Raw genomic sequence first — 12,858 nt, 5'->3', positions numbered from 1 at the left:
CTCGCGACGATGCCTTAAAGCGCGATATCCGGCACCTTCTTCACCGGCGCGCCCGCAGGGGCCGAGCCAGCTGCCTTCAGCGCCTCAAGATCGATCTGCGGCGGGGTCGGCAGTTGCAGGTGTTCGGCGGTGTAGGCCCATTCCTCACGTACCTTTTCCGGGTCGTCATTGAGCTTGGTGCCATAGCTCGGCACGATCTGGCGGATCTTGGCCTGCCATTCCGGTGTTGCCACCTTGTCCTTGAAGACCTTTTCCAGAACGCTGAGCATGATCGGTGCGGCAGTGGAGGCGCCCGGAGACGCGCCGAGCAGGCCGGCGATGCTGCCGTCCTTGGCGGAAACCACTTCGGTGCCGAGCCTGAGCACGCCGCCCTTTTCCTCGTCGCGCTTGATGATCTGCACGCGCTGGCCCGCCTGCCAGAGACGCCATTCGCCCTGCTTCGCATTCGGGAAATATTCCTTCAGCGCAGCAAAACGGTCGTCATCCGACATCATCAGCTGGCCGGCGAGATATTCGACCAGCGGATATTCATCGATGCCGACGCGCACCATCGGCCAGGCATTGCTGGTCGTTACCGAGGAGACGAGATCGAAATAGGAACCTTCCTTCAGAAACTTGGTGGAGAAGGTGGCGAAAGGTCCGAAGAGGATGACGCGCTTCCCACCCAGAACGCGGGTATCCAGATGCGGAACCGACATGGGCGGCGAGCCGACCGAGGCCTTGCCATAGGCCTTGGCCAGATGCTGCATCGTCACGTCGGGGTTTTCGTTGATGAGGAACGAGCCGCCGACAGGGAAACCGGCGTAATCATCGGCTTCCGGAATGCCGGACATCTGTAGCAGATGCAGCGCGCCGCCGCCGGCGCCGATGAACACGAATTTCGCATCCACCACCTGTTCGGCATCGGTCTTCGTGTTGGTATAGGTCACGCGCCAGCTGCCATCGGCATTACGCTGGATGTCGGAAACCTCGCTATTGACCTGCAGGTCGAAATTCTGGTCGCTCTGCAGATGCGAGACGAACTGGCGGGTGATTTCGCCGAACTCCATGTCGGTGCCGAGCGGCGACCAGGTCGCGGCGATCTTCTGGGAAGGATCGCGGCCTTCCATCATCAGCGGCACCCACTTCTTGATCTGCTCGGGATTGGTGGAGAATTCCATGCCGGCGAAGAGCGGGCTCGCCTTCAGCGCCTGATAGCGCTTTTCCAGATAGGCGACGTTCTCGTCGCCCCAAACGAAGCTCATATGCGGCGTGTGGTTGATGAAGGAGCGCGGGTTCTTCAGAACGCCGTTGCGCACCTGCCATGCCCAGAATTGCCGGGAAATCTGGAAGGATTCATTGATGTTGACGGCCTGGGAAATCTTGATGTTGCCCTTGTCGTCTTCAGGCGTGTAGTTCAGCTCGGCAAGCGCGGAGTGGCCGGTGCCGGCATTGTTCCAGCCGTTGGAGCTTTCAAGCGCCACGCCATCCAGCCGCTCCAGCATCTGCATCGACCAGGTGGGCTCCAGTTCGCGCAGCCACACACCGAGCGTCGCGCTCATGATGCCGCCGCCGATGAGGAGAACGTCGACCTTCTTGGCGGTCGTATTTGCGAGAAGCGGCGAAGAGGGCAGCGCTGCAACGGCAAGCCCCGCAAGCGCGCCGCCCAGAACCTGTCTGCGGTTCATTGGCAATGCCTGGGAAAGGGAGTTGTCCGCAGAGAGATCAGTGAGCTGGGATTTGTCTTGTTCGATGGGAGTCACGGCCGTACCTGATTCTTGTTATGTGTTAAAAACACTCCTCCCGGCCGCCCCGTTATAGCAAAGCGGAAAGTGGCACAACCCGGGCTGGACCATGTCAGTTCAGGTGATATTGCACGCCATCAGAGGTCGTTTTCCTTTATCGGGCAGGCATGGTTCTCTTGCCGTTGGGCAAATTGTGTTTGGTACGACGGGAAGGCGGCAGTTTCAAACGGTTGAATGGCGCCCTAATGCCGGGATGTGGCGAAAAGACATCGAAAGCAAGGGGGCAGCATTGAACCGCTTCAGTCCGGTGTCGAAGCGCCAGTTTTTTTGCGACCACGACAAAAAATCTCAAAAAAGTGAAAAGGCCCGCCGGTCGGGCGAGCCTTTTTTTGATGTGTCTCATATGAGAGCTTAGTTCGCGGCGAGGAACTCCGCGCAGTAGCTCGGGCCATTGACGCCGGGGCGGTCGGAGACCGTGCGGACGGCGGTGATCTTGTAGTCGCTGGAAACGACGAGCTGTACGGTGCAGGAGAGCGAGGCGGTGCGGGCGGGCGAGATCTGGCGACCCTTCTTGCCGTCCTTGCCTTCTTCGAACTTCGCCGGAATGGTGGCCTTCTTGTAGCCGCCGCGCCAGTTATAGACCGTGGAGCTGCCGGTTTCCGTGTCGCTGAGCGGCGGGCCGAATTTTGCAAAGAAAATGCCGGCGGACTGGCCGACCCAGCGGGTTTCGACGGGGCTCTTCTGGGTGAAAGAGGGGGTGGTGGAGCTGCCGTTGGATGTGGTGCAGGCGGAGAGCGTAATGGCAAACGCTGCAAGCGTTACGCTGCGAAAAAGCATGGTGAAATGTCCTTTGTGCCGTGTCCGGCTTTCCGCCGGTCATTCCGTTCCCCTAGCAGATTTGACGGCGGCGGGCAGGGGAGGTGCACGAATTGACGAAAATTTCCTGCCACAATTGCTTTTTTGTAACGTTTTTTACCGCCCAGCCCCGGCTCATTGGTCATGGCAATGGAGGTTTTCATGGATGGACAAAACTTGTCATAAAAAATACGCCAAGCCGCTTGTCGAACGCCGGAGGCTGGTCTATAGAAGCGCCGCTGGTCACGGAGTGTAGCGCAGTCTGGTAGCGCACCACGTTCGGGACGTGGGGGTCGGAGGTTCGAATCCTCTCACTCCGACCAGCTTGAAGCTTTCCCGATGCTTTCCCAATGAATCACAGCGTTTGACTGCTTTATTGTCGCAGATAAAGTTCATGTGGAAATGGCTATTGAGCGTGCAGAATGCGGCCAAAGGCCATCGCTGGTTTCAGCGCGACCTGAACGGATGACCGGATATGAAGGTTTCCATCGTTGTGCGCGCGGCCGACAATTTCGCACATCCGAAGCCAGACCATGATCTAGGGAACGCAACCGCGCTTCAGCCGTTATCTAACCAGACAACAATGGAGGATAACATGCTGAAGGGTATCGCACTGTGGGCTATGGGTGTACCGGTTTTCGTGATCATTCTGCTTTATATGTTCGTGTTTTAAGCCGCACCCGACACTAGATACAAACCAAAAAGGCGACCGCTCGGCGGTCGCCTTTTGTCGTTATGGAGGACGCCGTCAGTTCAGATCGTCGATTAGCCGCGACGCGGTCGCCGCATCGGTTCGGCGGATGTCGATCTCGTCCCGGTGGCGTGCCAGCAGCTCGCTTGCCAGCAGCTTTTCCGCGAGACCGGCGGGAAGCGAGAGAATGACGCGGTCGCCCTGTTCCTCTGTCGCACCCACGCTGCGCTTGGCCGATATCATGCCGCCCGCAACCGTGTTGTTGGTGTCGGGGTCAATCAGGATGAACGAGCCGGTTGCGCGGTTCTGTTCGTAGGAATCGAAGATCGCGGTCTCATCGAAGGAAAGCCGCACCTTGCCGATGGCGTTCATTGGCAACGACGTCTCATGCGCCTGCCATTCGCCTTCCTTGAGGTTCAGCTGGCTGACAGGCTGCACACTGACACGCTGGCGACGGCTTCCGCTTTTCAGCCAGTAGCGCTTGCCTGCCTCGATGCCTCCGGGCTGCAAAGCCACAATCTGCGCGTCGAAGGCAAGGCCCGTTTGTGGCTGGGCCTCGATGGAAGCGATCATGTCGCCGCGCGACACATCCACCTGACGATCAAGAACGAGAGTGACGGCATCGCCTGCCACGGCGGCATTGCGCACCAGATCGAAAGTGACGATCTGCTTGACGTTGGCGACCATGCCGGAAGGCAGGATGACGACGCTGTCGCCCGGCTTCACCGAACCGCCGGCGACCGTGCCCTGATAACCGCGGAAGCTCTCGCCCGGACGCGAAACGCGCTGCACGGGAAAGCGGAAGCCGCCCGATTGCGCGGAGCGGACGGTCGCCAGTTCCAGCGTTTCCACCAGCGTCGGGCCTTCATACCACGGCATGGAGGCCTTGCCTGACAGAACGACGTTTTCACCCTTCAGCGCCGACATCGGAATGGCGGTGATCTGCTTGATGCCGAGATCGGATGCGAAATCGCGGAACTCGTGGGCAATCAGTTCAAAACCGGCCTTGTCATAATTGGTCAGGTCGATCTTGTTGACGGCCAGCACGAATTGCCGGATGCCCATCAGCGCCGCGATGGTAGCGTGGCGGCGCGTCTGCTCCAGAATGCCGGTGCGGGCATCGACGAGCAGCACGGCCAGATCGGCGGTGGAAGCGCCGGTCGCCATATTGCGGGTATATTGTTCATGGCCGGGCGTGTCGGCGACGATGAAGGCGCGCCGGTCGGTGGCGAAATAACGATAGGCGACATCGATGGTGATGCCCTGTTCGCGCTCCGCCTGAAGGCCATCCAGCAGCAGTGCGAAATCAGGCAGGCCGAGATCGTTCTGCTTGCCGCTATCGCGGTGCAGCGTTGCGGCCTGGTCTTCCTTGACGGCCTTGGTGTCCCAGAGGAGACGGCCGATCAGGGTCGACTTGCCGTCATCCACGCTGCCGCAGGTGATGAGACGCAGCGGGCGGGTGTCGCGCGCTGCTTTCGAATGCTCGGCAAAGGGCAAAATGGTGGCCGTGGAAATGTTGGTGGTGGCAGAAGCGGTCATCAGAAATAGCCCTCGCGCTTCTTCTTCTCCATGGAACCGGACTGGTCGCGGTCAATCGCGCGCCCCTGACGTTCGGAAACGGTGGCGATTTCAAGCTCTGCAATCACATCCTGAAGCGTCGCCGCCTCGGAACGGATCGCACCGGTGAGCGGGAAGCAACCGAGCGTGCGGAAGCGGATCGAGCCACGCTTGACCTCTTCGCCGGGCAAAAGCTCCAGGCGCTCGTCCTCGGCAAGGATCATCATGCCGTCCCGCTCGATATAGGGGCGCTCGGCGGCGTAATAGAGCGGCACCAGCGGAATGTTTTCCGCCTCGATGTAACGCCAGATGTCGACTTCGGTCCAGTTGGAGAGCGGGAAGGCGCGCACGCTTTCACCCTTGCGGACCATGCCGTTATAGATGTTCCACAGCTCCGGCCGCTGGTTGCGCGGGTCCCACTTATGGTCGGGCGTGCGGAAGGAATAGATGCGTTCCTTGGCGCGGCTCGCCTCCTCGTCACGGCGGGCACCGCCAAAGGCGGCGTCGAACTGGCCGGCATCCAGCGCCTGACGCAGCGCTTCCGTCTTCATGATGTCGGTGTAAAGCGCCGATCCGTGGGTGAAGGGCGTGATGTTTTCCGCCGCGCCGCGCGGATTGGTGTGGGAGATCAGCTCCAGATCGTATTCCCTGACGATATTGTCGCGGAATTCGATCATTTCCTTGAACTTCCAGCCGGTATTGACGTGCAGCAGCGGGAAGGGAATGCGCCCGGGGAAGAAGGCCTTGCGCGCGAGATGCAGCAGCACGGACGAGTCCTTGCCGATGGAATAGAGCATCACGGGCTTGTCGAATTCGGCTGCGACTTCGCGAAAGATATGAATAGCTTCGTTTTCAAGCGCCTTCAGATGGGGATCGAGCGGCGGCTTGGATGCGACAGTATTCTTGCTGTCCGTCTCGTGGACTGCGTTGGACATTGTGAACTCCGGGAATGTACTGAATGATTATCGTTGCGGGATGGCGGAAACGGCGGAGGTCTGCTCCGCACCGGCGACGTGAAGACCGCATTCGCGCTTCTCGTCGTTTTCCCACCACCATCGTCCGGCGCGCTCAGGCTCACCGGGCTTGATGGCGCGCGTACACGGCTCGCAGCCGATGGACGGGTAACCGCGCTGATGCAACGGATTGACGGGAATGTTTTCCTCGGCGACATGCGCCTTGATGAGATCGATATCCCAATCAGCCAAAGGGTTGATCTTGATGAGATTGCGATCCGCATCGAATTCCGCGAACGGCGTCGTGGCGCGGTTGCCCGACTGGCCGCGGCGAAGGCCGGTGATCCAGAAGGCGGCACCATTAAGCGCCTTGCCGAGTGGAATCAGCTTTCTGACATGACAGCAGGCGTGGCGCGCTTCAACGCTTTCGTAAAAACCATTAAGGCCGTATTTTTCGACATAGGCGTCGATATCGTCCTGCTCGGGACGGAAACGACGGATTTCGATGCCGAAACGCTCCTCGGTTTCATCGATGAGATCGACGGTTTCCTTGAAAAGACGGCCGGTTTCCAGCGTGACAACGTCTATCGGCAGGCGATGGGTGCCGATAGCGGCGGTGATGACCTGATCCTCGATGCCAAGGCTGGTGGTGAAGACCGCGCGCCCGCCAAGGCCGGCGATAAACGAAAGCCGACCCGCCAGATCCAGCCCGGCCAGCGTGGCGTCCAGGGAAGCGGCATCGGCAGAGGCATTTACTGAATTGATGGTCGCTGAATTGATGTTCATTGTCACGTCCGGGATTTCCATGGCCGATTATTGTTGAAATCGGCGCTTTGGACGAGAAATGACAGTCTTTGTGCGCTGCACTTCAGAGCAAAAATGCCTCTCGCGCGCGTGCTATGAGCAAAAGATGCCCGTTCACCTTGTTCGCAGCCTGGATTTGAATTGTGACAACTTCTGCGCTAAGCCGTGATTGCCGGGTATCCGGGCTTGTGATCTACTGGTTTTACGATGATTTCGCAGAAGGCAAAATATGCGCTGAGGGCGCTTCTTTCGCTGGCCAAGGCCGACGGCGGCTACCCTGTGCAGATTTCCGACATTGCCCGCGAACAGGCCATTCCGAAAAAGTTTCTGGAGCAGATCCTTCTCGAAATGAAGAAGGAACGCCTTGTCGAGAGCCGGCGCGGCAAGCAGGGTGGTTATCTTCTGGCGCGCCCGGCGGATGATATCACCTTCGGCGAGGTGCTGCGGCTCATCGACGGCCCCCTTGCTCCTCTGCCTTGCCTCTCACAGACCGCCTATCGCCGCTGCGAGGATTGCGATGGCGAGAAGCAGTGCGAGATCCGCCACGTCTTTGCCCGTGTGGCCGATGCGACGCGTAACATCCTGTTCAACACGACCGTTGCGGATGCCGTGGCCGGTGTCGAAGTGCCCGAGCTTTTGACGGCCTGACACTCGTCTTTTTTCACGTTTCGCTGTCGAGAGTTTGCAACGAGGGTTCTCAACCTGTCCGTCATTCCGGCCTTGAGCCGGAATCCAGCCGACGCGCGTCTGCGCGGCGAAACGACTCCTTCAGCCCAAGGACTTGGGCTGGCTGGATTCCGGCTCAAGGCCGGAATGACGGATGAGGAGATTGTAATGATCCCCCTGCCTCGTTCCTTCCAAACGAAAAAATCGTCTAAGACCATCTAATATTTTTCGCCGTCGCGGCAAAAAATCGGCAAAAATGTGAAACGCTTTTGCATCCGGCAAAGTTTTACACGACGCTTGTTGCGCCTTTCGCTTATGCTGCGCTGTATTTGTTGCCCGTGGAAACGCTCAAGGGAAACACTTTTTCGATCGTATTCGGCCTCATTGACCAACTCTACTCAACCAGTAGAGTTAAGCCATTGCAATCAGGAGGGAATACCGATGTCCAAGCTTCTGTCCGGTTTGAGCGTTGTCGCGCTCAGCCTCTCACTGGCACTTGGCGCAGCTGGCTCGGCCGCCGCGCAGACCAAGCTGCTGAACGTGTCCTATGATCCCACCCGTGAACTCTACAAGGATTTCAACGAGGCTTTCGCCAAGAAGTGGAAGGCCGACACCGGCGAAGACGTCACGATCCAGCAATCGCATGGCGGCTCCGGCAAGCAGGCGCGTTCCGTGATCGACGGTCTGGAAGCCGACGTCGTGACGTTGGCGCTGCAGAGCGACATCGACGCCATCGTCCAGAACTCCGGCAAGATCAACAAGGACTGGCGCGGCCGCCTGCCGCATAATTCCTCGCCTTACACCTCCACCATCGTTTTCCTCGTTCGCAAGGGCAACCCCAAGGGCATCCATAATTGGGGCGATCTGGTGAAGGGCGACGTGCAGATCGTGACGCCGAACCCGAAGACCTCGGGCGGTGCGCGCTGGAACTATCTGGCGGCCTGGGCCTGGGCGAATGAAGAGTTCAAGGGTGACCAGGACAAGATCAAGGCCTATGTCGGCGAACTCTACAAGCGCGCCCCGGTTCTCGACACCGGCGCCCGTGGCTCCACGGTCACCTTCGCACAGCGCCAGATCGGCGACGTGCTGCTCGCCTGGGAAAACGAAGCCTATTTGGCCGGGCAGGAATTCGGTGCCGATGCCTTCGATATCGTCGTTCCGCCGATCTCTATCCTGGCCGAGCCGCCGGTCGCCGTGGTTGACGCCAATGTCGACGCCAAGGGCACCCGCAAGGCGGCCGAAGCCTATCTGCAATATCTCTATTCCGACGAGGGCCAGAATATTGCGGCGAAACACTTTTATCGTCCGTCGAACCCGGCCGTTGTCTCCAAGGACCTGCTGAAGCAGCTGCCCGATATCAAGCTCGTCACCATTGACGACCCGATCTTCGGCGGTTGGGCTAAGGCGCAGCCGGAACATTTTGGTGACGGCGGCATCTTCGACCAGATTTACAAGCCCGCGAAGTAAGCGGATGATGGGGTGAAGCGTCGTTACCCCGTCCCATGGGACAAGACAAATCAGAACCTGATCGACCGGACGCCATGCCGGTCGATACTTTATAATAAGCGCCGGGGGAATACCGGCTCCCAGAGAGCACTTTCAGGACGGGCAGACCTCGGTTGACTGTCCCGGAAATGTTCAAAAACTAAGATTATCCGGAGCCTTGATGAGCAATAATATTTCCGGGAGCAGGTGGAAGTGGCGGCAATCGAGCGTCATACCGGGCTTCGGCCTGACGTTTGGTTACACCGTCACCTATCTGTTTCTCATCATTCTTATTCCGCTTGGCGGCCTTGTCTGGTCCACGGCAAAACTCGGTTTTGCAGATTTCATTGCGATTGCCACGGATAGCCGTACGCTGAATGCGCTGCGGGTCAGCTTCGGCACGGCGTTCCTTGCCGCATTGGTCAATGTGGTCTTCGGCGTCATTGTTGCCTGGGTTCTCACGCGTTACCGTTTTCCCGGCCGCCGCTTCGTGGATGCCATTGTCGACCTTCCCTTTGCGCTTCCAACGGCGGTCGCGGGTATTGCGCTGACGGCGCTTTACGCCAATCGCGGCTGGGTCGGTTCGCTGTTTGAACCTTTCGGCATCAAGATCGCGTTCACGCCGACCGGCATCGTCATCGCGCTGATCTTCATCGGCCTGCCCTTCGTGGTGCGCACGGTGCAGCCGGTCATGGAGGAGATCGACCGGCAGGTGGAGGAGGTGGCGGCAACGCTCGGCGCCAACCGTTTCCAGACCATCACCCGCATTCTGCTGCCGAGCCTCACACCCGCCATTCTCACCGGTTTCGCGCTCGCTTTTGCGCGCGGCGTGGGCGAATACGGCTCGGTCATTTTCATTGCCGGCAATATTCCGTACGTGTCGGAAATCGCGCCGCTCCTCATCGTTATCCGGCTGGAGGAGTTCAATTATGCGGCGGCCACCGGCATCGCCACCATCATGCTGATCATCTCCTTTGCCATGCTGTTCCTCATCAATCTCATTCAGGCCTGGAGCCGCAGGAGGTACGGATATGTCTGACACCGCATCCCGTGCCACGCCGCGACCGTTCCGCGACCCCGCCAGTGAAGGCTTGGCCGCGCGACTGGCGCTGATGGCCATCGCCTTCGTCTTCCTCGCCGCCTTTCTCGTCCTGCCGCTGGTTTCGGTCTTCTTCGAAGCCTTCCGCAAGGGCACGGAAAGCTTCTGGGAGGCGATCGTCGAGCCGGACGCGCTCTCGGCCATTCGCCTGACGCTGCTCGTCGCCGCCATTTCGGTGCCGCTCAATCTGATCTTCGGAGTGATGGCTGCCTGGGCGATTGCGAAATTCGAGTTCAAGGGCAAGGCGTTCCTGATCACGCTGATCGACCTGCCATTCTCGATCTCTCCGGTTATCTCCGGCCTGGTCTATGTCATCCTTTTTTCGGCCCACAGCGTGCTCGGGCCATGGCTGAAAAGTTACGGCATCGAGATCCTCTTTGCGGTGCCGGGCATCGTGCTCGCCACCATCTTCGTGACCTTTCCCTTCGTCGCGCGTGAGCTCATCCCACTGATGCAGGATCAAGGCAATGGCGATGAGGAGGCGGCGATTTCGCTTGGTGCATCGGGCTGGCAGACCTTCTGGTACGTCACGCTGCCGAACATCAAATGGGGCCTGCTGTACGGCGTGCTGCTCTGCAACGCCCGCGCCATGGGCGAGTTCGGGGCCGTCTCCGTCGTATCTGGCCATATTCGCGGCGAGACCAACACCATGCCGCTGCATGTCGAGATACTCTATAATGAGTACAATATCGGCGCATCCTTCGCCGTCGCGACGCTGCTCGCCGGTTTGGCTCTGGTGACCCTCGTTCTCAAAACCATTCTCGAAATACGCTTTGGCGCGGGCAACGCAGCCGGCAAGCATTGAAAGGCATCTTCATGGAAGTGAAAGTTTCCGGCATCACCAAGCAGTTTGATCGCTTTCCGGCGCTGAACGACGTGTCGCTCAACATTCGCTCCGGCGAGCTGATCGCACTGCTTGGTCCTTCCGGTTCCGGCAAGACGACGCTGCTGCGTCTCATCGCCGGCCTCGAACAGCCAACGCAGGGTCAGATTTTCTTCGGCGACGAAGACGCGTCACACCGCACGGTGCAGGAGCGCAATGTCGGTTTCGTGTTCCAGCATTACGCGCTGTTCCGCCATATGACGGTGGCCGACAACATCGCTTTCGGCTTGAAGGTACGCCCTTCCGCCAGCCGCCCGCCGAAAGCCGAGATACGCAAACGCGTGTCCGAACTTCTCGACATGGTGCATCTCTCGGGCCTTGAAAAGCGCTATCCAACCCAGCTTTCCGGCGGTCAACGCCAGCGCGTGGCGCTTGCCCGCGCCGTCGCCATCGAGCCGAAGGTGCTGCTTCTCGACGAGCCTTTCGGCGCGCTCGATGCCAAAGTGCGCAAGGAATTGCGCCGCTGGCTGCGCGAATTCCATGACCGCACGGGCCACACCACCGTCTTTGTCACCCATGATCAGGAAGAAGCGCTGGAACTGGCGGACCGCGTCGTTGTCATGAGCCAGGGCAAGATCGAGCAGGTCGGCACGGCAGACGATGTCTACGATACGCCCAACTCGCCTTTTGTCTTCTCCTTCATCGGCGAATCCTCCAGCCTGCCGGTCACGATCCGTGATGGCCATGTGCTGTTCCAGGGCGAGAGCATCGGCGTAAATGAAAGCGGCGCAGGCGAGGGCGAATTGTTCTTCCGGCCGGAAGACGTGGTGCTGACGGACGAGAAGGACGCGCTTTACGGCAAGGTCACCACCTGTCGCCGCCTTGCCGGCACCCGCATCGCCGAAATCGACATCGCCAATAACGGCCATGAGCCCTATCACCTCGAAATCGAAGTGCCGCTCAACGCCGCCGTGGCGGTGGGCGCCGAACTGCGGTTCCGGCCGACGCGGTGGAAGGTGTTCGGGAAGAGGCAGGGAGAGGTGACCGCAGTTGGCGATTGACGATTTTGTCGCTGCCCCCACTTCTCCGTCATGCCGGCCTTGATCCGGTATCCAGCCAGCCCAAGTCCTTGGGCTGAAAGAAGTCCTCTCGTCGGGCAGCCGCGCGCCGGCTGGATGCCGGGTCAAGCCCGGCATGACGGAAGAGACATTTCACCAGTAGCATCGAGCATAGAGCTTGCCGCACCGGCACTCGAGGCGCAGATCTCCCCGATACTCGAAGAAATACGCAGAAACGGAAAAGGGCCGCCTAAGCGACCCTTCCATGAGTTTGGTCCTGTTTACAGACCCGGGACTGTTTCTCAACGTTCCGAAGGCAAAAGAGATTTACAACGAGGGCTGCCCCGTCGCAAAACCACCCTTTCCATTGCCTGCACCAGAGACCGAAATCTCACTAGACATTGGATCACCTCCTTCCGATACGTTGAACATAAATAGAAGGTAGTACGATTCGTGAGTAATGCAAGAGGGATTACTTCTTGGGGGACGCCCGGCACCTATGCCGCATCCGCGGCCTTCACGTCGAATTCGAAGTGGATGCTGTCATAGGGAAACTCGATGCCAGCCTCGTTCCGTTCAATTATGTCCGCATGGAGGAGCGACGTCACATCGCGATGAACGGCCTGTACGTCCCGTCCGACCCGACGGGCAACCTCCCGGATAGAAAGCGGTCCCTGTCCGGCCAGAGCTTTGACGATGGCAAGGCGAAGCGGCGCGAGAATGCGGTGCAGGTCCTCATAGCTTGAAAATTCGACAGACGGTTTCGCCTCCACCGGCTCTCCAGACATGGCCAGATTACCGGCGGCAACAAAGCGGCTCTTGATATCCTTGATCGTGCTGAGACGGATGGTGAGTGCGGTCATGACAAAATCCTTTCCATATCCGCCTGAAAAGCATCGAACAGGGCTTCGAGCGTGGTGAAGGCGATGGTGTCTTCACGCCCGTCCATGTGACGATGATCGCCTTTGCCGGGTTCATTGTCATAACGCAGAACACATTCCCCTTTGATCACCAGCGCCAGCCGATATTTGAACGGGTGAAGACTTCCGGGAACAGGCTCAGGCAGATGCCACAGGACAACCTCAAAGAAGGTCGTCTCGTTGATCACTTTGCGCGTCTTTTCGAGCAGAACGGCCTTCATGT

General features: G+C 59.2%; 14 protein-coding genes and 1 tRNA gene. 8 read left to right on the top strand and 7 right to left on the bottom strand.

Features of this window, described 5'->3' with window-relative positions; all coding sequences use genetic code 11:
* Positions 1-14: 14 nt before the first annotated feature.
* Positions 15-1,667, bottom strand: a complete 1,653-nt coding sequence (gene mqo, locus AT6N2_RS06545; protein ID WP_233282485.1) for a malate dehydrogenase (quinone) — start codon at positions 1,665-1,667, stop codon at positions 15-17.
* Between the two features lie 166 nt (positions 1,668-1,833).
* Between mqo and AT6N2_RS06540 the strand changes: the two genes are divergently transcribed.
* Positions 1,834-2,139 carry a hypothetical protein gene (locus AT6N2_RS06540; protein ID WP_209089398.1) on the top strand — a complete coding sequence of 102 codons (306 nt, stop codon included), beginning with the start codon at positions 1,834-1,836 and terminating at the stop codon, positions 2,137-2,139.
* Here the strand turns inward: AT6N2_RS06540 and AT6N2_RS06535 are convergent.
* Complete coding sequence (locus AT6N2_RS06535; RefSeq protein WP_063950822.1) at positions 2,136-2,561, bottom strand: hypothetical protein; 426 nt, start codon at positions 2,559-2,561, stop codon at positions 2,136-2,138. The genes AT6N2_RS06540 and AT6N2_RS06535 overlap by 4 nt on opposite strands.
* A 264-nt stretch (positions 2,562-2,825) precedes the next feature.
* On the opposite strand from AT6N2_RS06535, the gene AT6N2_RS06530 reads away from it, so the two are divergent.
* Both AT6N2_RS06530 and AT6N2_RS06525 read left to right on the top strand, forming a co-directional pair.
* Positions 2,826-2,902: transfer RNA gene (locus tag AT6N2_RS06530), tRNA-Pro, on the top strand.
* Positions 2,903-3,054: 152 nt separating this feature from the next.
* Entirely contained in the window at positions 3,055-3,252 is a 198-nt protein-coding gene (locus tag AT6N2_RS06525) for a hypothetical protein (RefSeq protein ID WP_209089737.1), read from the top strand.
* 75 nt (positions 3,253-3,327) lie between these two features.
* On the opposite strand, the gene cysN is transcribed toward AT6N2_RS06525, so the two are convergent.
* Genes cysN through AT6N2_RS06510 form a run of 3 tightly spaced genes read right to left on the bottom strand, consistent with a single transcriptional unit; the run spans position 3,328 to position 6,587 of the window.
* Complete coding sequence (gene cysN / locus AT6N2_RS06520) at positions 3,328-4,809, bottom strand: sulfate adenylyltransferase subunit CysN (RefSeq protein WP_186376670.1); 1,482 nt, start codon at positions 4,807-4,809, stop codon at positions 3,328-3,330.
* On the bottom strand, positions 4,809-5,762 hold the full coding sequence (gene cysD / locus AT6N2_RS06515) for a sulfate adenylyltransferase subunit CysD (protein WP_144575522.1): 954 nt from the start codon (positions 5,760-5,762) through the stop codon (positions 4,809-4,811). Before cysD ends, cysN begins: the two co-directional genes overlap by 1 nt.
* Positions 5,763-5,789: 27 nt before the next feature.
* A complete protein-coding gene (locus AT6N2_RS06510; protein WP_209089395.1) occupies positions 5,790-6,587 on the bottom strand; it encodes a phosphoadenylyl-sulfate reductase in 798 nt (265 codons plus the stop codon).
* A gap of 204 nt (positions 6,588-6,791) precedes the next feature.
* Between AT6N2_RS06510 and AT6N2_RS06505 the strand changes: the two genes are divergently transcribed.
* From AT6N2_RS06505 to AT6N2_RS06485, 5 genes are all read left to right on the top strand, one after another.
* The gene (locus tag AT6N2_RS06505; protein WP_063950826.1) at positions 6,792-7,232 is read left to right on the top strand and encodes an RrF2 family transcriptional regulator; all 441 of its coding nucleotides are present in this window, start codon (positions 6,792-6,794) and stop codon (positions 7,230-7,232) included.
* Positions 7,233-7,691: 459 nt separating this feature from the next.
* Positions 7,692-8,717, top strand: a complete 1,026-nt coding sequence (locus AT6N2_RS06500; protein WP_063950827.1) for a sulfate ABC transporter substrate-binding protein — start codon at positions 7,692-7,694, stop codon at positions 8,715-8,717.
* 199 nt (positions 8,718-8,916) lie between these two features.
* Positions 8,917-9,774, top strand: coding sequence for a sulfate ABC transporter permease subunit CysT (gene cysT, locus AT6N2_RS06495; RefSeq protein WP_063950828.1), 858 nt, complete (start codon positions 8,917-8,919; stop codon positions 9,772-9,774).
* Positions 9,767-10,639 (top strand): sulfate ABC transporter permease subunit CysW, encoded by an 873-nt coding sequence (cysW, locus tag AT6N2_RS06490; RefSeq protein WP_063950829.1) that lies wholly within the window; start codon positions 9,767-9,769, stop codon positions 10,637-10,639. The genes cysT and cysW overlap by 8 nt, the downstream gene beginning before the upstream one ends.
* 11 nt (positions 10,640-10,650) lie before the next feature.
* The gene (locus AT6N2_RS06485; protein ID WP_063951093.1) at positions 10,651-11,718 is read left to right on the top strand and encodes a sulfate/molybdate ABC transporter ATP-binding protein; all 1,068 of its coding nucleotides are present in this window, start codon (positions 10,651-10,653) and stop codon (positions 11,716-11,718) included.
* A gap of 494 nt (positions 11,719-12,212) precedes the next feature.
* Here AT6N2_RS06485 and AT6N2_RS06480 read toward each other — a convergent pair whose 3' ends face one another.
* A complete protein-coding gene (locus AT6N2_RS06480) occupies positions 12,213-12,578 on the bottom strand; it encodes a helix-turn-helix domain-containing protein (protein ID WP_209089393.1) in 366 nt (121 codons plus the stop codon).
* Complete coding sequence (locus AT6N2_RS06475) at positions 12,575-12,856, bottom strand: toxin-antitoxin system TumE family protein (protein WP_063950831.1); 282 nt, start codon at positions 12,854-12,856, stop codon at positions 12,575-12,577. Before AT6N2_RS06475 ends, AT6N2_RS06480 begins: the two co-directional genes overlap by 4 nt.
* Positions 12,857-12,858 lie beyond the last annotated feature (2 nt).

Source organism: Agrobacterium tumefaciens (genome assembly GCF_017726655.1).
Classification (GTDB): Bacteria; Pseudomonadota; Alphaproteobacteria; order Rhizobiales; family Rhizobiaceae; genus Agrobacterium; species Agrobacterium tumefaciens_B.
Note: the sequence above shows the minus strand (reverse complement) of the source record. Positions and strands in the feature narration are given on the sequence as shown.